The organism is Novosphingobium sp. 9 (assembly GCF_025340265.1).
Taxonomy (GTDB): domain Bacteria; phylum Pseudomonadota; class Alphaproteobacteria; order Sphingomonadales; family Sphingomonadaceae; genus Novosphingobium.
In genome coordinates, this window is the sequence record NZ_CP022708.1 from 273,228 (window position 1) to 295,549 (window position 22,322).

Consider the following 22,322-nt stretch of genomic DNA (forward strand, 5'->3'; position numbering starts at 1 on the left):
CGTTCGGTGTCTTGCGTTTTTCCCCGTCTACAAAGGAGGTCCTGTCATGGCTGCTACTAAGATTTTGTGGTGCCAGATTGTCGCCGTGTTCGCGATCGTGCTGGCCGCGCTGTGGTCTGCCACACAGTGGACGGCCGCTGCGCTCTCGTATCAGGCGCAGCTTGGGCCACCCTGGTTCACGTTGGCCCATCGCCCGATCTATCAACCGCTCGCGTTTTTCTGGTGGTGGTTTTCGTTCGACGCCTATGCGCCGCGTGTCTTTGCGATAGGTGCGGTCATTGCGGCCTCGGGCGGGGTGGCCGCAATTGTGGTTGCCATGACGATGTCGGTGTGGCGCGCGCGTGAACGCAAGGTCGCTGAAACTTTCGGGTCGGCGCGATGGGCATCACCGCCTCAGGTCCGCAGGTCCGGGCTGCGCGCACGCCGTGGTGTCATTCTGGGGCGACTGGGCCGCCGCTATCTGCGCCACGATGGTCCTGAACATGTTCTGTGCTTTGCCCCCACGCGAAGCGGCAAAGGTGTCGGGCTGGTCATTCCCTCCTTGTTGACCTGGCCTGCCTCGGCCATCGTTCACGATATCAAGGGCGAGAACTGGCAACTGACCTCGGGTTTCCGGGCGCGATATGGCCGGGTGCTGCTGTTTGATCCCACCAACGTTGCCTCTGCACCCTACAACCCGCTTCTCGAGGTCCGCCGCGGAACATGGGAGGTGCGCGATGTCCAGAATATCGCGGATATCCTGGTCGATCCCGATGGTCGGCTCGAGGCGCGCAATCATTGGGAAAAGACGGCGCATTCGCTGCTGGTGGGAACGATCCTGCACGTGTTGCACGCCGGGGCGGACAAGACGCTGGCCGGTGTCGCGGCATTCCTGTCCGATCCGTCGCGCCCCATCGAGCAGACGCTCGAACTGATGATGGAAACACCGCATCTGGGCGAGCGCGGTCCCCACCCGGTGATCGCTGGCGCGGCGCGCGAACTGCTCAACAAATCGGAAAACGAGCGCTCGGGTGTGCTCTCGACCGTGATGTCCTTTCTCGGGCTCTATCGCGACCCGGTCATTGCGCAGGTCACCCACCAGTGTGCGTGGCGCATTGCCGACCTTGTCGAGGGGCCGCAGCCCGTCACCTTGTATCTGGTGGTTCCGCCCAGCGATATCGCCCGGACCCGGCCTTTGATCCGTCTCATCCTCAACCAGATCGGGCGGCGGCTGACAGAAACGCTCGATCCCGTCGCGACGCGCCATCGCATGCTGCTCATGCTCGATGAATTTCCTGCGCTGGGCCGGCTCGACTTTTTCGAAAGCGCTCTCGCCTTCATGGCCGGCTACGGCATCAAGGCCTTCCTGATCGCCCAGTCGCTCAACCAGATAGAGAAGGCCTATGGGCCCAACAACGCAATCCTCGACAATTGCCATGTCCGCGTGGCTTTTGCGACCAACGACGATCGCACGGCCAAGCGCGTGTCCGATGCGCTGGGAACGGCAACCGAGATGCGGGCCATGAAGAACTATGCCGGCCATCGGTTGTCACCTTGGCTCGGACATCTGATGGTCTCGCGTTCGGAAACGGCACGACAGTTGCTGACGCCCGGCGAGGTTATGCAATTGGCTGACGATGAGGAAATCGTCATGCTGGCAGGCGCGCGTCCGGTACGCGCGAAAAAAGTGCGCTATTTCGAGGACCGGCGGTTTGCAGCGCGGATTCTACCACCGCCGCGTCAGGCCAGTGGCGATGACTGGACCGGCAAGGGGGAAGCCTTTTTGCCAACACCTCCTGCAAAGGTCTCGCCCGTTGGGGGGGCGCCACGGCGACGTTCTCCGTCGGTGACCGGCGACGATGGCGGGATGGATGAGGTGGCCATGAAGGTACCGGCGAAGGTACGCCGCGCCCCTTCACCCAAGCCGTCCAACGAGTTTTCGGTGACCGACGATCCTCCGCTGGGCGAAGAAAGCAGGAAAGCCGTCGCAAAGCGCCAGCGCAAGGTGGCGCGGCAGGCCTCGCTCGATCCCGATGACAAAATGCAGCTCTAGAGCACCTTGCAATCACCGGGAAAATTACCCGGAAGATCGCACAAATACGCAGCATATCGCGAAGTCGGGGGATGGGGGCACGCTGTCAGATCCCAGACGGTTCTAAAGGAGAAAGACGATGCGCGTTCGTCTCAACGTCTACTTTGCGCCGGACCTGGCCCGTCAGGTCAGCGAGCTTGCGATCAGGCGCCGGCTGTCGCGTTCGGCGATCATCGAGGCCGCCGTGGCATCCTACATGTCGCCAGACGGTTCGGATCGGCTCGAAGCCGCGTTCGCCCGCCGGCTCGATCGCCTGAGCCGGCACGTCCAGCGCCTCGAGCGCAACGCCGGGCTCACGACCGAGGCTCTGGCATTGTTCGTGCGTTTCTGGCTGTCGGTAACGCCGCCGCTGCCCGATGAGGATCAGGCCGCAGCACAGGTCAAGGGGCGTCAGCGCTATGAAGGTTTCCTTGAAACACTGGCGCGTCGTTATGCCGCCGGCCGCCATCTCATGAACGAGATCGGCGAGGATTTCGCGGCTGACCTGAAGGAGGATGACGGGTCTGACCGTGAGCAACAAGCCGATTAGCCGCGGTCATGAGGATGTCAGGGCAAGGCGCTGGCGGGCCAGGTGAACTTCTATGGCCTACGCCAGCGCAAGTCTTTCTACGCCAGGCTACGCTCGGCCCAAACAGATGTTGATCGCCACGGCTTTATGCCTTTCTTGATCGATCCCGTCAGGCGGCCATCCCGGTCGCCTTGCGAGGAACGAGAATGTCCGCTTCGGGCCTGCACCGCGATACGAATGCGCGCAGCGCACGCATGCTGCGCACTGCGATGGGCGACGACATCGCCCGATGGTTGTCCGATCCCGGTGTCATCGAGGTCATGCTCAATCCCGATGGGCGCCTGTGGGTCGATCGTCTGTCTTCGGGAATGGCTGACAGCGGCGCGCAGCTCAGTGCGGCCGATGGCGAGCGGATCATCCGGCTCATCGCGCACCATGTCGGGGTGGAAGTGCACGCAGGCGCGCCGCGTCTCTCCGCCGAACTGCCCGAAGGGGGCGAGCGCTTCGAAGGGCTGCTGCCACCTGTAGTGGCCGCACCGGCTTTCGCTATCCGTAAGCCCGCCAGCATCGTCTTCGAGCTCGAGGCCTATGTCGCGGGCGGCATGATGACGCCCGGCGCAGCAGTTGCGCTGCGCCGGGCTGTCGCCGAGCGCTGCAACATCCTGGTGGCCGGAGGGACAGGGACCGGCAAGACCACGCTCGTCAACGCGTTATTGGCCGAAGTCGCCCGATCGGCGGACCGCATCGTGCTTATCGAAGACACCCGCGAACTGCAGTGTAGCTCGTCCAATCTTGTGGCCCTGCGTACCCGGGATGGCGTTGCCGGATTACGCGATCTGGTTCGCTCCTCCTTGCGCCTTCGTCCCGACCGTATTCCCATTGGCGAAGTGCGTGGGCCCGAAGCGCTTGATCTGCTCAAGGCCTGGGGCACCGGACACCCGGGCGGTATCGGCACCATCCATGCCGGCAGTGCGTCAGGCGCGCTGCATCGCCTCGAGCAGTTGATCCTGGAGGCGGTGGTCTCGGTACCTCGCACGCTGATCGCCCAGACCATCGATCTGGTCGCGGTGCTGGTTCGTGACGGTCACGGCCGCCGCCTCGCCGAGCTCATCCGCCTCGACGGGCTCGATCCTGTCACCGGCGACTACCGCCTTGTCTCCCTTCTAGCCGAACTGGATGAACTGCCATGACTGCTATGCCCTTCATTCGTGTCCGCAGTGGCCGGGTCGCCAGCGCCCTCGCCATCGCTTTGATCGTCACCACGCCGGCCTATGCCAGCGGTTCCTCGATGCCGTGGGAAACCCCGCTCAACTCGATCCTCGAATCGATCGAGGGGCCCGTCGCCAAGATCGTCGCCGTCATGATCATCATCACCACCGGCCTCAGCCTAGCCTTCGGGGATACCTCGGGCGGTTTCCGGCGACTGATCCAGATCGTGTTCGGGCTCTCGATCGCCTTTGCAGCTTCGAGCTTCTTCCTCAGCTTCTTCAGCTTTTCCGGCGGGGCACTCGTCTGATGGCGCAGCCGGTCGAGCTCGCCGGGTTCCACGTCCCGGTCTACCGCGCGCTCAGCGAGCCGATCCTGCTGGGCGGTGCTCCGCGCGCGCTTGCCATCGTCAATGGCACCTTGGCGGGCGCCCTGGGGCTCGGTCTCAGGCTGTGGATCGTCGGTCTCGTGGTCTGGGCGTTGGGACATGGGCTGGCGGTATGGTCGGCCCGGCGTGATCCGCAGTTTGTCGATGTCGCGCGCCGACACATACGCTATCCGGTCTGGATGGGGCCATGCTGAGCCTTGCCGAATATCGCGGCAAGGCCGACCGGCTTGCCGATTTCCTGCCTTGGGCCGCTCTGGTGGCGCCTGGCATCGTGCTCAACAAGGATGGCTCGTTCCAGCGCACCGCCCGGTTTCGCGGGCCCGATCTCGATAGCGCGACCCCGTCCGAGCTGATGGCCGTGACCGCGCGCCTCAATGGTGCGCTGCGACGCCTGGGGTCAGGTTGGACACTGTTTGTCGAGGCCCAGCGGACACAGGCCCAGGCCTATCCCCACAGCCGCTTTCCCGATCCTGCCTCCGCGCTGGTCGATGCCGAACGTCGGGCACAGTTTCGCGAAACGGGCCGCCATTTCGAAAGTGCCTTCTTTCTGACCCTGGTCTGGCTGCCCCCTGCAGAGGAGGCCGCGCGGGTGGAAAGCTGGCTCTACGAAGGGCGCAGCGATCACGGCCATGATGCAGCAGAATGGCTTCGTGCCTTTATCGATCGCACCGAGCGCGTGCTGCATCTGCTCGATGGCTTCATGCCCGAGGCCCAATGGCTCGACGATGGCGCGACCCTTACATACCTGCACAGCTGCGTCTCGACACGGCGCCAGCAGGTCCGTGTCCCCGAGACACCGATCTATCTCGACGCGCTGCTGGCCGACCAGGGGCTTGCGGGCGGCCTCGAACCCCGGCTGGGGCAGGCGCACCTGCGGACGCTGACGATTACGGGTTTTCCCAGCGCCACGTTTCCCGGCCTTCTCGACGAACTCAACCGTCAGGCGTTCGCCTACCGCTGGTCGACCCGCGCGATCATGCTGGACAAGACCGATGCGACCAGGCTGCTCACCCGGATCCGTCGCCAGTGGTTTGCCAAGCGCAAGTCGGTGGCTGCGATCCTCAAGGAAGTGATGACCAACGAGCAGTCGGTACTGCTCGACAGTGATGCCGCGAACAAGGCCGCCGATGCCGACCAGGCGCTGCAGGCGCTGGGGGCAGACCATGCCGGCATCGCCTATGTCACCGCCACAGTGACAGTGTGGGACGAAAACCCGAGCGTTGCCGCCGATCGCCTGCGCCTTGTCGAGAAGGTGATCCAGAGCCGCGATTTCACGTGCAGCGCAGAAGGGCTCAATGCCCTCGAGGCCTGGTTCGGCTCGCTGCCCGGCCATGTCTATGCCAATGTCCGTGTGCCGCCTGTCAGCACACTTAACCTTGCGCATCTGATCCCGCTTTCGGCCGTCTGGGCCGGGCCGGCGGAGGATGATCATCTTGCAGGTCCGCCGCTGTTCTTCGGCAAGACCCATGGAGCCACGCCGTTCCGCTTCGCTCTTCACGTCGGCGATGTCGGGCACACGATGGTGGTAGGGCCCACCGGTGCCGGCAAGTCGGTGCTTCTGGCGCTGATGGCACTGCAGTTCCGGCGCTATGATGCTGCACAGGTCTTTGCCTTCGATTTTGGCAAGTCGATCCGGGCTGCGACCCTTGCGATGGGCGGGGAATGGCAGGACTTGGGCATCGCGCTCGATCCTGGCGCCGTACCCGATGTGGCGGTTCTCCAGCCGCTCGCACGTATCGACGAGCCGGCCGAACGGGCCTGGGCGGCGGACTGGCTCGCGACATTGCTCCAGGCCGAGGGCATTGCCCAAGAGCCTGCCATCAAGGAGGCGGTGTGGAGCGCGCTCGGATCGCTGGCGACGGCGCCGGTCGAGGAGCGGACCTTGACCGGTCTTGCGGTCTTGCTTTCCTCGCAGCGGCTCAAGCAGGCGCTCGCCCCTTATTGTCTGGGTGGTCCCTGGGGGCGCCTGCTCGATGGAGACGTCGAACACCTGGCAAGCTCGATGGTACAAGCGTTCGAGATCGAGGGGCTGGTCGGTACGGCGGCGGCTGCGCCGGTTCTCACCTATCTGTTCCATCGCCTCGAGCAGCGGCTCGATGGACGCCCCAGCCTGATCATCATCGATGAGGGCTGGCTCGTGCTCGACAGCCCGGCTTTCGCGGCGACCTTGCGCGAATGGCTCAAAACGCTTCGCAAGAAGAATGCCAGCGTGGTCTTTGCGACCCAGAGCCTTGCCGACATCGAAGCCTCGAGCATTGCACCGGCGGTCATCGAGAGCTGCCCCACCCGCATCTTCCTGCCCAACGAGCGCGCGAGCGAACCCCAGATCGCGGCGATCTATCAGCGCTTCGGGCTCAACGACCGCCAGATCGAGATCCTCGGGCAAGCGGCGCCCAAGCGCGATTACTACTGCCAGTCGCGACGGGGCAACCGGTTGTTCGAACTTGGGCTGGGCGATGTCGCGCTGGCCTTCACCGCAACTTCGGCGGCGCAAGATCAGATCCGCATCGATGCAATTCTCGCCAAACACGGGCGCACCGGGTTTGCCCGGGCGTGGCTGTGTGCCTGCGGTCTGGCATGGGCCGCCGACCTGATCGACGATGTCGATGGCCACGAGAGGGTGGCATGAAGATCCGGGTGCCAGCCTCGATCATCGCCGGGGCCCTTGCGCTGGTGAGCTGTTGCGGGCGCGCCCAGGCGTTCATCGTCTATGATCCGACAAACTACGCCCAGAATGTCCTGCAGGCCGCGCGTGCGCTCGAACAGATCAACAACCAGATCCGCCAGATAGAGAATCAGGCGACCTCGCTGGTCAACGAGGCGAAGAACCTGGCGTCTCTGCCTGAGACCCGGTTGGCAAGTCTGGAGCAGCAGCTCGACCGGACACGACAGCTACTGCTCGAGGCACAACGGATTTCCTACAGTGTTGCCAGCATCGATAGTGCGTTCACGCAGCGCTATACAGGCTCGGCCCTGACCGGCAGCGCGAGCCAGATGGCGACGAATGCCCAGGCGCGCTGGAGCGACAGCGTTGCGGCTTTCCAGGATTCGCTGAAAGTCGGTGCGACCCTGGTCGGCAATCTGAGTGACACCCGCGAAACTGTGACCGGACTGGTCGGTGCCAGCCAGTCGGCCAGTGGCGCGCTCCAGGCGGCTCAGGTCGGTAATCAGCTGCTGGCGCTCCAGTCGCAGCAACTGGCTGATCTGGCCGCAGCGATGGCCGCGCAGGCTCGGGCCCAGGCTCTGGAGGCTGCCAATGCGAGTGCCACCCAGGCCGAAGGCGCCGCGCGCTTCAAGCGGTTCAGGGGAGAATGATGCGGCGCCGCTTCCGCCTCGCCGTGGCGGTCATTGGCGCCTGCATGATGATCGGCATTTCACTGGTGTTTGCCGGCGAGGGGCCTGCTCCGGACGCCTTACTGGAACCTGGTCAGCGCTTCGCTCCCGATATCGAAACCCAGGCCGACGCAAGGGGCCAGAGTAGCGATACGTCCGGCTGCCGCAGCGCCAGTGTGCCGGTGGCTTCCTGCGAGCAGGCCTGGGATGCACGGCGACGGCATTTCTTCGGGGAGCAGACCGCAGGAGGAAGTGCACCATGAACGATACGAGCGTCATCGATACCTTCCTCTCGGTCTTCAGCCGGTACATCGATAGCGGCTTTGGACTGCTGGGCGGGGAAGTCGGCTTTCTCTCCTCGAGCCTGATCGGGATCGATCTGACCCTTGCGGCACTGTTCTGGGCCTGGGGGAGCGAGGAGGACGTGCTCCAGCGCCTCGTGCGCAAAACGCTCTATATCGGCGTCTTCGCCTGGATCATCGGGAACTTCGGTAATCTGGCGACGATCCTGTTTGACAGTTTTGCAGGGCTGGGCCTCAAGGCAACCGGATCTTCCCTTGCGCTGGGTGATTTCCTGAAGCCGGGAACGCTCGCATCGACCGGGATCGATGCCGCGATGCCGCTGCTCGACGCGACCGCCGACCTGCTGGGACCGGTCGGTCTGTTCACCAATATCGTCGAGATCGCGATCCTGCTGATCGGCTGGCTGATCGTCGTTCTCGCGTTCTTCGTCATGGCCATCCAGGTCTTCATCACCATCATCGAGTTCAAGCTGGTGACGCTGGCCGGTTTCGTGCTGCTGCCCTTCGCGTTTTTCGGGCGCACGGCCTTCATGGCTGAAAAGGTGCTCGGACATATCGTATCCTCGGGCATCAAGCTCCTGGTCCTGGCCGTCATTACCGGGATCGGCACGACGCTCTTCAGCCAGTTCACCTCGGCCGGGCTCGGCAGCGAGCCGACCCTGCAACAGGTGCTGGCGCTTGTGCTGGCGGCGCTGAGCTTGCTGGGGCTTGCGATCTTCGGGCCCGGTATCGCCAACGGAATCGTCGCCGGAGGCCCCCAACTGGGCGCAGGGGCGGCTGCAGGAACCGCACTTGCCGCCGGGGCCGCCGTGGGTGGCGCAGGTGCTGCAGTGGGTCTCGCCGGCGGAGCTGCCGCCGGCCTTGCCGGTTCCGGCGCGGCCGCGGCGGGCGGGCTTTCTCGTGCCTTTGCCGCAGGAGCGGCAGGCAGGAGCGGGGCCAGTGCCGCGGTTGGAGGGCTTTCCGGTGTTGCCCGGCAAAGCGCACAGGCAGCAGGCTCTCCGCTGCGCGCGGCGGCCACCCATCTCGCGCAACGCTTCGCAGGCGGTACGCCCGATGCCGAAACCGAAAGCTCCGCCTCTTCGACAGCAGGCCGCGCACCGCGCTGGGCGGTCGCGATGAAACGAGGCCAGACCCTCAGTCATGGCGCCAGCGTTGCCGCTCACACGCTGAAGGCTGGCGACAGCCATGGTGCAGGCGGTGCGCCGGATATTTCCGACAAGAGCTGAACGCTAAGCACTGGAGGCCACAGATCATGTTTCGACGATCCTCGATCCGCTACGGCAAGAGCCCTGTCCCGGTTACGCCCTACCAGCGCGCAGCGCAGGTCTGGGACGAGCGGATCGGGTCCGCGCGGGTGCAGGCGCGCAACTGGCGCCTGGCCTGCTTCTGCTGCCTGGGACTGACCGCTGGGCTGGCAAGCGCTCTGGTCTGGCAGGCCTCGCGAGGATCCGTGATACCCTGGGTCGTCGAAATCGACCGGCTAGGGCAGGCTCGTGCCGTTGCTCCGGCCCAAGCCGGATACCGGCCTTCGGATCCTCAGATCGCGTATCACCTTGCGCGCTTCATCGAGCAGGTGCGCTCGATCCCTTCCGACCCGGTCGTGCTGCGTCAGAACTGGCTGCGAGCCTATGACTTTACCTCTGAGCGTGGTGGTCAGGCCCTGAACGACTATGCGCGCAGCGATGATCCCTTTGCCAAGATCGGCAAGACACAGGTCGCCGTGGATGTCTCGAGTGTCATCCGGGCATCACCATCCAGCTTCCGGGTCGCCTGGAGCGAGCGGCGCTATGAGGACGGTGCACTGGCCCAGACCACGCGCTGGTCTGCGATCCTCACGATCGCTGTCGAACCGCCGCGCACGGCCGATGGCCTGCGTCGCAATCCGCTGGGAATTTTCGTCGATGCTTTCGACTGGTCAAAGGAACTTGGCTGATGGTCCACACTGCGCGTAGATTTTGCTGCCTTGTCACAGGGGCTTTCCTTGGTCTTGCAGCGCCTGTGTCCTTTGCTGCCGGACTGGGCGTGCCAACGGCTTTGCCAGGCGCAAGGATTGCGGTGCGCAGCCAACCAACGGTGCCGGTCCGCCCCGCAGACGGCAAGCACATCGTTGCCGTTCACGCCACGGCGCACCATGGCGCGCGCCATAGGTTACGCCGCCGTCCGGCTCCAACAGCCCGCGCGCGGGCTCGCAACGGTGCGGCAGCGCGCGTCCGCCAAGCGAATGCTGCAGCGCGGATCGGACCCGACGCCGAAAGCGATGCCAGCGGGATCGTGCAATATGCGTGGAGTGAAAGCGCACTATATCAGGTCTATACGGCGCCCGGGCGAGTGACAGACATCGTTCTCGAGGCCGGTGAGAAATTTGCAGGATCAGGGCCGGTCGCGGCCGGCGATACGGCCCGCTGGATCATCGGGGATACTGCAAGCGGGGCAGGGGCGAGCGCGCATTTGCATGTGCTGGTCAAACCGGCGCGCGCGGGCATTGCGACCAATCTGGTGATCAACACCGACCGGCGCACGTACCACATTGAGCTGCACGCCACGCCTTCGACCTACATGGCCTCGGTGTCCTGGACCTATCCCGCCGATGCGCTGATTGCACTGCAGGCTGGTGCCGGAATGGTGCCGTCGCCATCGCCGTCGCCTTCAGGGCCGGCCATTGATGCTGCCGCTCTCGATTTCGGGTATCGCCTCAAGGGCGATCGACCGCGCTGGCGTCCGCTGCGCGTCTTCGGTGACGGACACCGGGTGCTGATCCAGTTTCCCGACGATATCGGCACCGGTGAAATGCCGCCGCTTTTTGTGATGGGCGAGCACGGTGCCAGCGAACTGGTGAACTATCGGGTCGAGGGGCGCTACATGATCGTGGATCGCCTGTTTGATCAGGCGCAGCTGCGGCTGGGAACTGCAAAGACGCAGCAGTCCGTCATCATAGAGCATGTCGCGCGCGCGCGGCGCAGCGAGGCTGGCACATGAACGCGACGCAAGACCCGCATGTCGGACAGGGAAGCGATCCGGTTCAAGGCCTCGATCGGAAAGAGGCTGCGGCAAGCGATCGCGCGGTGCCCGATGCAGCCGGGGGCCCCGTGTCGCAGTCCGGCACCGGTTCAAACCCGGGCAATGGAGAAGGGGGCGATGTCGGGCATGAAGTTCATGACGCACCTGCGCCGTTCCCCGACTTCAACCCGAGCCCGGAACCCGGGGCGGATCCCTTTCGTCTCGGGGTTCCATGGCCGCAGGTCAAGCGACTGTCGCGCAACTCGCTCACCATTCTGGGCGGGGTGAGCGCAGCCCTGGTCGCAGGGTCTGTCATCTATGCGCTGCGCACCTCGCCGCCCGCTGCGCCGCGCAATCTCGTGGAGCCGATGAATGCCACCAAGGCGTTCGGCCTTGCGGGGGGCACCAGCGACTATTCGCAGGTGCCCCGGCTGGGACCACCGCTGCCCGGTGATCTGGGGCGCCCGATTCTGGAAGCCGAACAGGCACAGGCCCGAAATCCGGCCCCTCCAGATCAAGATACGAAAACACAGCAGGCTCGTGAACGCAGGGCAGCCAGTATCGAGGCGGCGAGATCCAGTGGGCTGTTTGCGGCGCACGCGAACGAAGATGACAGCGGCAGTTCCCCAGGAGGTACGTCAATGACGCAGTTGCCTCTGTCGCTCGCATCGCAGATGTCGGCATCCGCGTCGCAGCCGGCTGCCACGACTTCGGCGGATACGGCAGGAGTGGCTGGCAATCGTGCCTTTCTGCGACAAGGCGAGCAGGCATCCCCCGTCAGTGATGCCCGTATCGTGACGCCTCCATCCGCCAATGTCGTCCAGGCCGGCAGTATCATCCCGGCAGCGCTGATCACCGGTATCCAGTCCGATCTCCCCGGCCAGATCACGGCTCAGGTTACCCAGAACGTCTATGACAGTCCCACCGGCACCATCCTGCTTATCCCGCAAGGCGCCCGGTTGATCGGCACATACGACAGCGCCATCGCCGCAGGCCAGACGCGGGTTCTTTTTGCATGGGACCGCCTGATCTTTCCAGGCGGGCGCTCGATTATGCTGGACCGTCTCGCAGGCGCGGATGCATCGGGTATGGCAGGGCTTGCCGACCGCACCAACCACCACTGGGGCAATGTCCTCAAGGCGGCCCTCGTCTCGAGCGTGCTGAGCGTGGGAAGCGATCTGGCGGCTGACAGCGATGGACGTCTGGTGCGCGCGTTGCGCGAAGGCACGCAGGACACCGTAAGCCAGACAGGGCGACAACTCGTGCAACGCGAGATCGATGTGCCGCCAACCCTGTCGGTCAGGCCTGGATATCCCTTGCGGGTCATTGTGACCCGCGACCTTGTACTGGCACCTGTTTCCAAGAGGTAGATGATGGGCACTTTGAAACTCGGGCCGCTCGAGGATGATCGGCCGGTCAAGCTTACCGTTGAAATCCCGGCCGCGACCTACCGCGATCTCGTGGCCTATGCCCAGGCCCATGCTGCGCAGCACGGACAGGCGCAGGCCAGAAGTCCCGAGAAACTGATCGCGCCGATGCTCGAGCGTTTCATGGCTTCGGATCGCGGATTTGCAAGACGTGCACGTTGAAGTGCATGACAAGAAATCAGTGAGATACCGTTTGAAACAATATGAATGGTGACCATACTGGCAGTGCTGCACCTTTTGATGCAGTATCGTGACCGGGTCGCTGGTGCGCATGTCCAGGCTTTATCGCTAAAGGTTCCAGTGCGTTCGTTCGCCGGACGTTTCCCCGCTCGGTCACTTTTCATACCGATGGATTGCCAGGTCTCGGCGGCATGACCGTATTATAATTGATTATAAACTGGCCGATGTCGGATGGTCATGAAACCTTTGTGTTGCGGTCATGGTGGCCGCACCTGACGAAGGAGTACAGATCATGGATCGTTCCGACACCACCGCCGAACTCGTCGAGCTTGGCGATGCCGTGGCCTTGACCCGCGGCGATGCCCTCCTCGGCCCGCAGGATACCTTAAACGACATGTCGCGCACTTCAGGCGGCATCAGCCAGGACGATTGACCTTGCGAGCGGGCGCAGTTTTCTTGGAGAACTGCGCCCGTTTCGCATCCGATCTCGAAAAGGGCGGGGGCACGATGTACACTTTGTCGGATACGCTTCATGGCTGTACCATCGCTCATCAGCCGGTGCTCCTTGATACGGCGAAGGGGCGCTATCTGACCCTTCGCGGCGATGCTTCCCGCAGTCTGCTCGATGCCGTCGAGCGCCAGATGCCATCCGCAATGGAGGACATGCTGCGCTGCCACGGCCTCCTCGCTTGGGACGCGAAAGCGCAGGTGCGCGTGCATGATGCGCCTGTCGTCACCAGGTCCCGGCGAGAAGACCTGTCACAAACCGTGCCTGGCAAGAGAGTGATGGCCGCTCTCGGTAAGCGGCTTGCGGCGCGGCACCATCTACGCGGCCGGCCCTTCGGTGAAACGTTGCAGGCGCTGCGCGATGCGGTCGCGCCCAAACGATCGCCTGCACGCTGGCGGCGATCTCATGGCGAAGCGGAGATCGCCACAGCCTTTGCATGCTCGAGGTTGTGGCTCGCCGGCGATGGCCGTTGTGTGCCAGATAGCCTTGCGCTGGCCTCGGTGCTCGCGCGTCATGGCCATCGCCCCCGGATCGTGATCGGCGTATGTCTGCCGATTGCCGCTCATTGCTGGGTCCAGTGCGAAGATCGACTGATCAGCGATCGCCTCGAGGCGATAACGCCCTTCCATCCCATCTGGTCGACATGACCACACCGCGTTTTTCGGCCTGGCTCGGCACCGATCATGCAATGCCATGGCATACCAACCGTAACGGTGGTCTGGTCCCGGTGCCTTCCGGCAAGGGCCTCGACCTCAGGGCCAGCGGCCCGGTCATCCCGCTATGCGGTCAGGGTGCGATCATCGGCCATCTTTTCGAACGAGGAGCGGTCAGTCGCCGGGTTCTGCGTCTCGAGCCGGACCGGATCGAGCGTATTGTGGCAACGAAGGGGGCCAGCCTGGTGCGCGAGTTCTGGGGAGGCTATGTCGCTTTCCTTCTCGATGCGCAGGGGTGCTGGCACATCTTGCGCGACCCCTCGGGAACACTCCCTGTTTACTGGCGGCGATTGGCAGCCGGAATTGCACTGGCCTCCGGCCTCGAGGAACCCCCATTTCGCTACCAAGACGGGGTGGGTATCGATTACGAGGCCCTGTGCCTTCATCTCGGCGCTGCCCATCACGCCGGCGCGGCGACCTGCCTGGCAGGTGTCAGCGAACTGTTGGCTGGCGAAGTGCTGTGTCTTGGCAACGACGGTGTCCGAAACACAGCGCTCTGGTCGCCGTGGGATCATGTTCACGACCGCCGGCAGGACGCGCAGGTCACGGCGGACGACCTGCATGCTGTCGTGTCCGATGTCGTCGCCGCATGGGGCGATGTTTTCGCCTCGGTGCTTCTGGGCATGTCGGGCGGTCTCGATTCCTCGATCGTGGCCGCCGCGCTGCACCGTTCACGGACCAGAGTTCGGGGCGTGACGCTCTATTGGCCCGACGGCGAGGGCGATGAGCGCGCATGGGCCCGGCTGGCCGCGCAATCGGCGGGGGTGGATCTGCAGGAAGCCGCCTATCGTTTTTCGGACGTGGATCTCGATGCGCCGGTCGTGCGCGACACGTCGCGCCCCCAGCTGTCGTTCCATGTTCAGGCGCTGGCCGCGACAGACGATGTCCTTGGGTACCCGAGGGCTATATCTCCGGGCACGGCGGCGACAACGTGTTTGGTATGATCCGCTCGGTCACGCCTGTTCTTGACGCCATGCTGGATTTGCAAGGTCCTTTGGCTATCATGCGTACGATCGCCGATGTCGCGCGTCTGAACGATGCCGACCTGCCCACGATCCTGTTACACCTTGCACGGCGACTGGCCCGGCGTCCCTCGCGAGATACAGCCGATCTGCGTTTTCTCGACGTTGGCCGCTTTCGCGCGGCACGCGATGAAATCGCCTCACACCCATGGAATCAGCCGCCTTCCCCGACGCCAGCCGGCCGCGCCGCCCACGTCCGTTCGATCCGACGCGCGCATGGCCACGATGGTATCCATAGCCGCACAACGCATCCCCCCATGATCTGCCCACTGCTGGCGCAGCCCGTGGTGGAACTGTGCCTGCGGATACCGAGCTGGCGGTGGATTACCAGGGGACAGGACCGTTCGGTGGCACGGGATGCTTTCGCCGGGGATCTTCCAGCCCAGATCGTCGCGCGTCGCTCGAAAGGCGGCCCTTCGGGATTTACCGAAGCGCTGTTTCTGGCGCACCAGCAGCACATCGTGCAACGCCTTCACGATGGCCTGCTGAAACGCGAGGGCGTGGTCCACGATCTCCCGGCGCCGGATGAGAGGCTATCGCTCGAACCTGGCGCCGGGCGCCGCCTGCTGGCTTTGCTTGCCGCCGAGAACTGGGCACAGGCTTGGCAGCAGTCATCAAGGTGACATGGGCTCAGCCTCGTCGCGCCGGGCCTCGTCGCGCAGGGCATCCCAGCGCTGGCGCCTTTGTCCGTCCGGCCCGGAAGACGGCTCGATCCCGCGCAACCAGAAGTCAAACCACTCGAGGTTCTCTTGCATCGCGGCACGTCGGTTTGCCGGAATGTGGAAGATATGGGTTTCGTCTGAGGCTTCGCTTTCACCGGGATAGAGCGTCATTTCCGCCGGGACACCGTGCGCGCGCAAGGCACGGTAGAAATCCGTCGTCGGAATGGCCAGCGGTTCGGCGAGTTGCTGCAGGACAGGGGTATGCGTGTACGAAGCACGGTAGGAGGGCGCAAAAGCCTGATAGGCGCCGGCAGCAGCAGGGTCACCGGGGGCGCCACCATAGATTGCGTTGTAGGAACATGCCGCGGCCAGATAGACGCTGGGTTCAAGAAATCCGCCATCGCCGCTTGAGGCTGCGCGAAACAGATGGGTCTGGGTCACGGCCACATTGACGATCTGCGAGCCAAAGCTGTAGCCGGCAACCCCGACCCGTGCCGGATCTATGATCCCGTCCCTATCCAGTTGGGCGATCGCACTGCGCATGCTCTCGACGGTGTTGAGCCAGAGCAGCTGGCGCACTTCGGCGGGGCTGGTCTTGCCGTCACAGCTGTTTTCCGTCGTAGCCGCCATCTCGATCGTCGGGCTCTGCGCCGTGAAAGGGTCATTGAGAAGCACGACGACATACCCGCGTTCGGCCAGGACCTGCACGGGGTAGTTCCACTGGAAACTTGGCGCCCCGAACCGTTGGTCCGCATCCGAGCCATGCGTGACGATGATCGCGGGATATCGCTTGGTGGGTTGGTAGCCGCGGGGATAGATGACGAAGCCGGCGGAAACGAAACCATAGGCGTTGGTCCAAGTCCGCGGCGTGATCCGCAGGGGCGCGATCGTTTCGTACCGCGCCGAGACCGCATGCAGATCGGTGACACGAGCGCTGCGTGCATCGACCGATGCCAGTTGCGGCGGCCGGTCGAGGGCTTCGTGGATGCAGATACCTCGGTGCAGCGCGCTATCGAATGCGCAGTTCCTCAGCGACCCGCGCGCATCGATCAGCTGCCTGTGGCCTGCCTCGTCGATCTTCAGGAGCGCATAGCGTGCCTCTCGCGGTATGCGCACGGCCGTCAAGGAAAACGCGCCGTCGCTTGCACGCCAGCTGCCGGGCGAGCGGGGATCGGACAGGGTGTCCTCGCTGGCGCCGTAGTCGTAGACCCGGCCATCGGGCTGATGTTCGCGCAGGCGCAGGACATTGTCGAGCCGATCGATTGCCAGCGTGCCGCCGTGCGGTCCGATGACCGCCGGGCGCGCGAGGCCCGCTGCAGCGGGCAGCGGTGTCGACTGCCGGGTCGCAAAATCCCACGCGAAGCGCTGGACTGTCGGATCGCTGCGAGTGTCTATTTGCCGTGCGTACTCGATCGCATCCGCGCGCCAGACTGGCATGGCACCGAGCCAGCGCGCGACTCTGTCGTGGTCGGACACGGTCATGACCGGAACAGGTGCGACCTGCTGCTGCTTCATAAAGAAATGAACCGAAACAGGAGGGCCGGTCCGGTGGTGCAGGCTGGCGCGCGCGATGGGCTCGTTTGCCACGATAGCAGGGGGGGCACTCGAGGCTTCGAGCGTCGAATAGAACAGTCTCCTGCCATCAGGCGACCAGCTGTAGAAGGCCACACCAAAACGCAGCGGACGGGTGAAAGTCACACCAAACTCGCCGCCATCGACATTGCCGACGAGAACTGGCCGGGGATTGAAGACAAGGGTAGAGGGTGGGGTGTTCCCGCTAACACGATAGAGCTGCACGCCTGCGCCAAAGTCTGCAAGCACACTCCAGCCCGGCCCTGCGGGCATCGCTTCGAGGTGTTCCATCCAGTCAGACCGGGCAAGAATCACGTCCCGACGGGATTGCAGATCCAGGACATGCAATTCGAAGACCGGCCCGTCATCCTGGCTGCGTGTCACACGTACTAGGTAAGCAGCGCTCCTGCCATCGCGCGACAAGGCGATCTGCTCGACTTGAGGGATGGTCAGTATATCCTCGATCGTCCATGTCCGAGCGACGCGCGCGGGCTGTGTTGGCGGCGCGGCGGTCGCGGTATTCGGGCCGGCAACAACGATCAGCGCAAGGGCAAGCCGGTTGATCAGGGCTTTTACCATGACTTGCGGATCCTGACCGAGATGAACCGCCCGATGGCCGAGAAATTGGTGGAATCAAACGGGGTGTCGTAGCCAGAACTGGTGACGATCGTGGGCGGTTTGGCATTGAGCAGGTTGTTCACTGTCATGCCCAGATCAAGGCCGCCGCTTGCGTGAAACAGCGCCGCCAGATCGATCGTTCTGGGACCGTGAATGCTGTAACGGGTGCTGGTGCGGGTGTCGGTCAGCTTCGAGGCAAGGTTGGCAAATCCGGAAAGCGAGAATTGCCGCGTTGAGTAGCTGATACCGCCACGGACACGGATATGAGGCGGATTGAACAGCGTTCCGGCCAGCTGGACCATTGACGCGCCAGCGATGAGCTGCCGGTCGCTGTCGATCCAAACGCCATCGAGTGTGAGGCCTAGCTTCGCGCCCTGAGGAAGGACCATGGTATAGCGCACCGAGCCGGTGAGCCCGCGATAGATTTCCCGCGCCACATTCTGGTAGCGATTGTCGAGAACGGCAACGACCGTATCGCCATCGTATGCAGCCCCCGTTCCATTTTGCAGGCCACGGCTGTTGGCTCCGGCAATCAGACTATCCTGGAACGTCTGCGACGGATCCGGATCGAGAAAGCTGGCATAAAGGTCGTTGGAAAAGGCGCCGGTGATCGACGAGATCGGGGTCGCGATCCGGTTGCGGTAGTTGAAATGGAAGTAGCCCAGTGTTGCTGTAAGTCCTGGCAATCCTTGCGGTTTTATTTCTCCGGACACGGTCCAGTTTTCTGAGCGCTCGGGTTTCAGGTTGGCATTGGAACCTGCAAGGTACAAGAATGTCGAGCTTGCGGGATAGCCGCTGGCATAGCTCGAGGCAGGCAGCAGCACCAGCGCATAGCCGTTGTATTGCTCATAGAAAGTCGGCAGTCGGAAAGAGCGGCCCCAACTGGCCTTGAGTGTTACACCCTCCACCGGCGCATAGATGATCCCGGCCTTGGGGACGGCGGCAGAGGCGGTGCCGCTGTTCGCCTCGTATCGAAACGCGCCGGTGATCGACAGCGAGCGCCCAAGGGCAGAAGCTTGCCCTGGCGCGAGCAGGGGGATGAACGTCTCGATATAGCCGAAGCGGTTATATCGATGGGTATCGAAGCCAGTGGTCGAAGCCGCCGATGCCGCCAGCAGGGACAGGCTGGTCCTGCGTAGACCGCCGCCGATGGCAATTCGCACGGCGCCTGCGGGCAGAGCGAATACCGGGCCATCGGCATTGATCTCGATGGAAGAGGCCGAGTTGTCGTAGCGGCGGTCGCCTTGCGATGTCTGGACGCCCTGCGCATAGACGCCCGAGATGAAATGTGTCCTATCGAAGGCATAGGAGGTCAGCAGATTGCCGGTCCAGCCATGGCCAAGATTAGCCTTGAGCGTGGGGCGACCGTGAAAGAGGGGTTTTTGCCTCGGCTATCCTGGCCGCCGTACAGGTGGCTCTGGCCTGCGGTTCCGCCGAACACCGAATACTGCCGGGTCTGCTTGTACAGCATGTCGATCCGGGCCGTGAGGGCGCTGCCGATATCTTGATGCGCACTGAGCAGCAGGTTGTGTCGTTTCAGGGATGGGTACAGCGAGGCATCCGTCCCCATCGAACTTGCATAGTCACGCTGCGATGCGGCGATACCCGAATTGCCGGTATAGGTATAAGCGGCCATGATGCCGCCACGCGCCCAGATGTGACCGGCGAGGAGACTGTACTGCTGCTGGAAATCGCCGCCATCGGTCGAGCCGCCGATGCGCGCCTCGGTTTCCAGACCCTGGTAATCGCTGCGCAAGGCGACATTGACGACACCGGCCACGGCGTCGGCACCATAGATCGCCGAAGCACCGTCGGCCACGATCTCGATCCGTTCGGCCGCGCCGGCAGGAATGGCATCGATGTCGACGCCGGCATTGATGCCCGAGTAGCTTAGCCGGTTGCCGTTGAGTAGGGTCAGGGTCGCGTTGGGCCCCAGTCCCAGAAGATCGACCGAACTGGCTCCGTTGACGTTGCCATCGTCATCCCCCTGGCTTGTCCCGACGCCGGGATTCTGGCCGCCTGCGAAATTGAGCGGGGAACTGCGCAGGACTTCGCCCAGATCCGCCTGTCCGCTTTCATCGATGTCCTGAGCGGTGACTGTCCGGACCGGCGCCGAAGGTGGCGCGCCATGAATGCGGCTGCCGGTCACGAGGATCTGCGCGCCGGTTGGCTGGTCGCCCCCCGGCCGGGGGGCGTCGGTGATGCGCCGGATCGTCACCGCGCCTGCCGAGAACCGGGCACGAAGGTGCGTTCCTGCAAGAAGCCGCACGATCGCCTCGCGAGCGCTCAATCGTTCGTGCAGGGCAGGCGCGCGCAGGCTGTCGATGTCGCCGGGCGCGAACAGCTCCCAACCTGCGCGGGTGGCGACGTCGCGCAGGGCATCGCCGAGGCCTTGTGCCGGCATGTCGAATGGCAGGACCGTCTCCGTGCGAGCCGATGCCGGTATGGACAGCATGCCAACGCCGGTTCCCAGCGAAAGCGCGAAAAGCAATCTGTTCCTCATGATCAAAGCCCCCTTGGTTTTGGCGGGATTTTCCCGCTACCGAGGAGCTTTGACGTGAGGGGAAGCGCGACCTTAGTGCGTGGTACGAATTTATTTTTCGTCGAGATGGATGCCGTCGGGTCGATGAGTGACGGCCAGAGAAAAGACGTCTGCCACCCTGGCGGCGATTCTGGCCGGGTCGGTAACCTTGAAGCGGCCCGATATGCGCAGTGTCCCAAGCCGGCTGTTGTCCAGGACGATGACGGGCGGGCCGTAGCGATTTGTGCGGGCGACCAGTTCGCTCAAGGGAACAGCGCGAAAGTCCAACCATCCTTGGGGCCAGTCCCGCTCATCCACATCCGAGGCTGGCGCCGGAGCCGGGTCGAAACGGGTTGCCGAATAGGACAAGGCCTGTCCCTTGATCAGCATGTGACTTGGCCTGATGTAGGCCGTGCTCGCGCGGGCCGCGGAGAGTGCGGCGTGTCCGTCGAGCAAGGCAACGCGTGCGCCGTAAGTGCCAACGAAATCCAGATCGAGGATGCCTTGCGAGCTCGTGACACGTCCCGATGCGATCGACGCGACGAAGGGAGTGGAATTGGATGCGATGGCGATCCGCGCGCGTCCGGACTGGAGCGTGAAGCGCCGCTCGCGACCGCCGATATGCACCAGTGCATGGCTGTATGCATCGAGAGTTACGCGTGATCCATCCGGCAAGGTGAATACGCGGATCTGTCCTGCCTGGCTGGCCAGCGCGATGGTTGGCGCTGCCGCCGGCAGGACTTGGCGCGGAACGAGAAGATACCCTGCAACCCCTATGACCAAAGCGAGCGTTGCTGCCAGCGCGAATGCCGCTCTGCCGTAAAAGTGGTGGGGGCGTGGCGATGGCTGGATAGTGCCATGTCGCGAAGACAGTTTCACGATGGCCGCTTCGGCAAAATGGTTTTCGGCCCAGATATAGGCACGCTGGTGGAGTGGCGAGGCGCCATGCCAAGCGATGAACGCATCCTCATGGTCCGGTGCATTTTCGCCCCGCCGGCGCACGAACCAGCCGATGGCTGTGTCCCGCAGATCAGCAGGAAGTGGCGCGTTGTCGATCGGTGTCTCGTTCATCGGGCCGCATCCACATGAAGGGCAATGTGCCGCAGGGCTTTCATCATATGGTATTCCACGGTCGCCACGCTGATGCCCAGTCTTTGATGGATGTCGCGATAGGTCAACTCCTCGACCCGGTGCATGAGGAAAACCCGCCGGGTCTTTTCCGGCAGCAGATCGAGGGCATTCTCATACACGCGCAACAGATCGGCGGCCTCGATCGCATGGGTCTGTACCGGTTCAGTGGCAAGATCCCGTTCCTCATCGAGCGGAAGATCGATGGCCGCTGCGTGCTTGTGGCGCCTGGCGCGATCAATCAGGAGATTACGGGCAATGCGTGCGATGAAGGCGGCAGGGTTGGAAAGCGAATGCGCCTGGGCGCTTCCGGCCGCGCGGACGAAGACATCTTGCACCAGGTCAGGAGCAAGATCCTGCCCGGCACGGCGACGAAAATAGCGCAGCAATCTTGGCTCTTCCTGACGGAAAACGAGCGCAAGAGTGACGGCATGGGTCTCATCGCCCGGGCCGAGAGGTTCGGTGGCTTCGATCTCGATCGCAGGATCGCCGATCGATGCAGGCAGGGACGGCACGCTAGCATGTCCGCGACAGGCGCACGTCCTGCTCGGCAAAACCGAAGGACACGCTTCCATAGCTGCGCCGTCGTTGGGTTCGCCCAAGAAAGCCTTGTGGCGTCACCGTTCCGGTCCGGCCGCCTGTCCCGACAGGACCGGCGTACATGATGCCTGGCAAGGTTGCGCACGGAGCGGCCAGAACGTGATCCGCGCCCGGGCATCATCGCTGCACCGTCTTCATGGTGCAAGCGCGATTTAAGCGTGGCCCGATGCCGCGGCTTCAACCAGTTGCCGGGCAAACTTTCGCCGTCTGTCGTGGTATCTTGCGATCAGGTCGGACACCTTGCCGCGATCGCGTCCGCCAACGGCTGTGCGCAGTGTACGCAACTCCTGTGCTGTACGTGGCAGGATCGCGCTTTCCCATCGGCGAAAAGGCCCCAATCTGGCCGCAGCGTTGCCTAGTGCCCAGTCCAGTTCCGGATCGCCGCTTCTTGCCGTGATCGAGGCGAAAAGGATCGCTGCCGCGTCGGCTTCTCCCTCCCGGTTCTGCGGGCTTTCGATGGACAGCACCGGCAACGAAACGGCCGCGATGGCAAGCTGGGCCAAGGTATGATGCCAGGATACAAGGGCAAGGAACGCGGCCTCGTCGATCACCGGAACCTGAAAACC

General features: G+C 63.8%; 23 protein-coding genes. 17 read left to right on the forward strand and 6 right to left on the reverse strand.

What is annotated here, in order from left to right; translation table 11 throughout:
* The first annotated feature begins 46 nt into the window (after positions 1 to 46).
* The 17 genes from CI805_RS15880 to CI805_RS15960 all read left to right on the forward strand — a co-directional run bounded on the left by CI805_RS15880 (position 47) and on the right by CI805_RS15960 (position 15,278).
* Positions 47 to 2,032: a conjugal transfer protein TraG gene (locus CI805_RS15880; RefSeq protein WP_260929685.1), complete on the forward strand. Its 1,986-nt coding sequence runs from the start codon at positions 47 to 49 to the stop codon at positions 2,030 to 2,032.
* A gap of 118 nt (positions 2,033 to 2,150) precedes the next feature.
* Entirely contained in the window at positions 2,151 to 2,600 is a 450-nt protein-coding gene (locus CI805_RS15885; RefSeq protein WP_260929134.1) for a CopG family transcriptional regulator, read from the forward strand.
* A 185-nt stretch (positions 2,601 to 2,785) separates the two neighbouring features.
* The gene (trbB, locus tag CI805_RS15890; protein WP_260929135.1) at positions 2,786 to 3,769 is read left to right on the forward strand and encodes a P-type conjugative transfer ATPase TrbB; all 984 of its coding nucleotides are present in this window, start codon (positions 2,786 to 2,788) and stop codon (positions 3,767 to 3,769) included.
* A 5-nt stretch (positions 3,770 to 3,774) separates the two neighbouring features.
* A complete protein-coding gene (locus tag CI805_RS15895; protein ID WP_260929687.1) occupies positions 3,775 to 4,095 on the forward strand; it encodes a TrbC/VirB2 family protein in 321 nt (106 codons plus the stop codon).
* Positions 4,095 to 4,367, forward strand: coding sequence for a VirB3 family type IV secretion system protein (locus CI805_RS15900; RefSeq protein ID WP_260929137.1), 273 nt, complete (start codon positions 4,095 to 4,097; stop codon positions 4,365 to 4,367). Before CI805_RS15895 ends, CI805_RS15900 begins: the two co-directional genes overlap by 1 nt.
* On the forward strand, positions 4,361 to 6,802 hold the full coding sequence (trbE, locus tag CI805_RS15905) for a conjugal transfer protein TrbE (protein ID WP_260929139.1): 2,442 nt from the start codon (positions 4,361 to 4,363) through the stop codon (positions 6,800 to 6,802). The genes CI805_RS15900 and trbE overlap by 7 nt, the downstream gene beginning before the upstream one ends.
* A complete protein-coding gene (gene trbJ / locus CI805_RS15910; RefSeq protein ID WP_260929141.1) occupies positions 6,799 to 7,488 on the forward strand; it encodes a P-type conjugative transfer protein TrbJ in 690 nt (229 codons plus the stop codon). The genes trbE and trbJ overlap by 4 nt, the downstream gene beginning before the upstream one ends.
* Positions 7,485 to 7,769: a hypothetical protein gene (locus CI805_RS15915; RefSeq protein ID WP_260929143.1), complete on the forward strand. Its 285-nt coding sequence runs from the start codon at positions 7,485 to 7,487 to the stop codon at positions 7,767 to 7,769. The genes trbJ and CI805_RS15915 overlap by 4 nt, the downstream gene beginning before the upstream one ends.
* On the forward strand, positions 7,766 to 9,034 hold the full coding sequence (gene trbL, locus CI805_RS15920) for a P-type conjugative transfer protein TrbL (RefSeq protein WP_260929144.1): 1,269 nt from the start codon (positions 7,766 to 7,768) through the stop codon (positions 9,032 to 9,034). The genes CI805_RS15915 and trbL overlap by 4 nt, the downstream gene beginning before the upstream one ends.
* 26 nt (positions 9,035 to 9,060) lie before the next feature.
* The gene (gene trbF / locus CI805_RS15925; protein ID WP_260929146.1) at positions 9,061 to 9,741 is read left to right on the forward strand and encodes a conjugal transfer protein TrbF; all 681 of its coding nucleotides are present in this window, start codon (positions 9,061 to 9,063) and stop codon (positions 9,739 to 9,741) included.
* A gap of 65 nt (positions 9,742 to 9,806) precedes the next feature.
* The gene (gene trbG, locus CI805_RS15930; RefSeq protein WP_260929148.1) at positions 9,807 to 10,784 is read left to right on the forward strand and encodes a P-type conjugative transfer protein TrbG; all 978 of its coding nucleotides are present in this window, start codon (positions 9,807 to 9,809) and stop codon (positions 10,782 to 10,784) included.
* A 110-nt stretch (positions 10,785 to 10,894) separates the two neighbouring features.
* Positions 10,895 to 12,175: a TrbI/VirB10 family protein gene (locus CI805_RS15935; protein ID WP_260929150.1), complete on the forward strand. Its 1,281-nt coding sequence runs from the start codon at positions 10,895 to 10,897 to the stop codon at positions 12,173 to 12,175.
* 3 nt (positions 12,176 to 12,178) lie between these two features.
* A complete protein-coding gene (locus CI805_RS15940; protein WP_260929689.1) occupies positions 12,179 to 12,394 on the forward strand; it encodes a DUF2274 domain-containing protein in 216 nt (71 codons plus the stop codon).
* A gap of 310 nt (positions 12,395 to 12,704) precedes the next feature.
* Entirely contained in the window at positions 12,705 to 12,845 is a 141-nt protein-coding gene (locus CI805_RS15945; RefSeq protein ID WP_260929152.1) for a hypothetical protein, read from the forward strand.
* Between the two features lie 23 nt (positions 12,846 to 12,868).
* Positions 12,869 to 13,567 carry a lasso peptide biosynthesis B2 protein gene (locus CI805_RS15950; RefSeq protein WP_260929154.1) on the forward strand — a complete coding sequence of 233 codons (699 nt, stop codon included), beginning with the start codon at positions 12,869 to 12,871 and terminating at the stop codon, positions 13,565 to 13,567.
* On the forward strand, positions 13,564 to 14,577 hold the full coding sequence (locus CI805_RS15955) for an asparagine synthase-related protein (RefSeq protein WP_260929156.1): 1,014 nt from the start codon (positions 13,564 to 13,566) through the stop codon (positions 14,575 to 14,577). The genes CI805_RS15950 and CI805_RS15955 overlap by 4 nt, the downstream gene beginning before the upstream one ends.
* The gene (locus tag CI805_RS15960) at positions 14,574 to 15,278 is read left to right on the forward strand and encodes an asparagine synthase-related protein (RefSeq protein ID WP_260929690.1); all 705 of its coding nucleotides are present in this window, start codon (positions 14,574 to 14,576) and stop codon (positions 15,276 to 15,278) included. The genes CI805_RS15955 and CI805_RS15960 overlap by 4 nt, the downstream gene beginning before the upstream one ends.
* Here the strand turns inward: CI805_RS15960 and CI805_RS15965 are convergent.
* From CI805_RS15965 to CI805_RS15990, 6 genes are all read right to left on the reverse strand, one after another.
* Positions 15,270 to 17,468 (reverse strand): prolyl oligopeptidase family serine peptidase, encoded by a 2,199-nt coding sequence (locus CI805_RS15965; protein WP_260929159.1) that lies wholly within the window; start codon positions 17,466 to 17,468, stop codon positions 15,270 to 15,272. The genes CI805_RS15960 and CI805_RS15965 overlap by 9 nt on opposite strands.
* Positions 17,462 to 18,826, reverse strand: coding sequence for a TonB-dependent receptor domain-containing protein (locus CI805_RS15970; protein ID WP_313958601.1), 1,365 nt, complete (start codon positions 18,824 to 18,826; stop codon positions 17,462 to 17,464). Before CI805_RS15970 ends, CI805_RS15965 begins: the two co-directional genes overlap by 7 nt.
* On the reverse strand, positions 18,820 to 20,010 hold the full coding sequence (locus CI805_RS15975; RefSeq protein WP_260929160.1) for a TonB-dependent receptor: 1,191 nt from the start codon (positions 20,008 to 20,010) through the stop codon (positions 18,820 to 18,822). The genes CI805_RS15970 and CI805_RS15975 overlap by 7 nt, the downstream gene beginning before the upstream one ends.
* A 90-nt stretch (positions 20,011 to 20,100) precedes the next feature.
* The gene (locus CI805_RS15980) at positions 20,101 to 21,099 is read right to left on the reverse strand and encodes a FecR family protein (RefSeq protein WP_260929161.1); all 999 of its coding nucleotides are present in this window, start codon (positions 21,097 to 21,099) and stop codon (positions 20,101 to 20,103) included.
* Positions 21,096 to 21,671, reverse strand: coding sequence for an RNA polymerase sigma factor (locus CI805_RS15985; protein ID WP_260929163.1), 576 nt, complete (start codon positions 21,669 to 21,671; stop codon positions 21,096 to 21,098). The genes CI805_RS15980 and CI805_RS15985 overlap by 4 nt, the downstream gene beginning before the upstream one ends.
* Before the next feature lie 237 nt (positions 21,672 to 21,908).
* Positions 21,909 to 22,307: a hypothetical protein gene (locus CI805_RS15990; RefSeq protein WP_260929771.1), complete on the reverse strand. Its 399-nt coding sequence runs from the start codon at positions 22,305 to 22,307 to the stop codon at positions 21,909 to 21,911.
* Positions 22,308 to 22,322 lie beyond the last annotated feature (15 nt).

What these genes read in the sequence shown, in the direction of transcription:
- CI805_RS15945 (WP_260929152.1), top strand. Translation starts at nt 12,705, where the DNA reads ATGGATCGTTCCGACACCACCGCCGAACTCGTCGAGCTTGGCGATGCC.
- CI805_RS15880 (WP_260929685.1), top strand. Translation starts at nt 47, where the DNA reads ATGGCTGCTACTAAGATTTTGTGGTGCCAGATTGTCGCCGTGTTCGCG.
- CI805_RS15885 (WP_260929134.1), top strand. Translation starts at nt 2,151, where the DNA reads ATGCGCGTTCGTCTCAACGTCTACTTTGCGCCGGACCTGGCCCGTCAG.
- trbE (WP_260929139.1), top strand. Translation starts at nt 4,361, where the DNA reads ATGCTGAGCCTTGCCGAATATCGCGGCAAGGCCGACCGGCTTGCCGAT.
- trbF (WP_260929146.1), top strand. Translation starts at nt 9,061, where the DNA reads ATGTTTCGACGATCCTCGATCCGCTACGGCAAGAGCCCTGTCCCGGTT.
- CI805_RS15900 (WP_260929137.1), top strand. Translation starts at nt 4,095, where the DNA reads ATGGCGCAGCCGGTCGAGCTCGCCGGGTTCCACGTCCCGGTCTACCGC.
- CI805_RS15960 (WP_260929690.1), top strand. Translation starts at nt 14,574, where the DNA reads ATGATCCGCTCGGTCACGCCTGTTCTTGACGCCATGCTGGATTTGCAA.
- CI805_RS15915 (WP_260929143.1), top strand. Translation starts at nt 7,485, where the DNA reads ATGATGCGGCGCCGCTTCCGCCTCGCCGTGGCGGTCATTGGCGCCTGC.
- CI805_RS15895 (WP_260929687.1), top strand. Translation starts at nt 3,775, where the DNA reads ATGCCCTTCATTCGTGTCCGCAGTGGCCGGGTCGCCAGCGCCCTCGCC.
- CI805_RS15965 (WP_260929159.1), bottom strand. Translation starts at nt 17,468, where the DNA reads ATGGTAAAAGCCCTGATCAACCGGCTTGCCCTTGCGCTGATCGTTGTT.
- CI805_RS15980 (WP_260929161.1), bottom strand. Translation starts at nt 21,099, where the DNA reads ATGAACGAGACACCGATCGACAACGCGCCACTTCCTGCTGATCTGCGG.
- CI805_RS15940 (WP_260929689.1), top strand. Translation starts at nt 12,179, where the DNA reads ATGGGCACTTTGAAACTCGGGCCGCTCGAGGATGATCGGCCGGTCAAG.
- trbL (WP_260929144.1), top strand. Translation starts at nt 7,766, where the DNA reads ATGAACGATACGAGCGTCATCGATACCTTCCTCTCGGTCTTCAGCCGG.
- trbJ (WP_260929141.1), top strand. Translation starts at nt 6,799, where the DNA reads ATGAAGATCCGGGTGCCAGCCTCGATCATCGCCGGGGCCCTTGCGCTG.
- CI805_RS15975 (WP_260929160.1), bottom strand. Translation starts at nt 20,010, where the DNA reads ATGAGGAACAGATTGCTTTTCGCGCTTTCGCTGGGAACCGGCGTTGGC.
- CI805_RS15955 (WP_260929156.1), top strand. Translation starts at nt 13,564, where the DNA reads ATGACCACACCGCGTTTTTCGGCCTGGCTCGGCACCGATCATGCAATG.
- trbB (WP_260929135.1), top strand. Translation starts at nt 2,786, where the DNA reads ATGTCCGCTTCGGGCCTGCACCGCGATACGAATGCGCGCAGCGCACGC.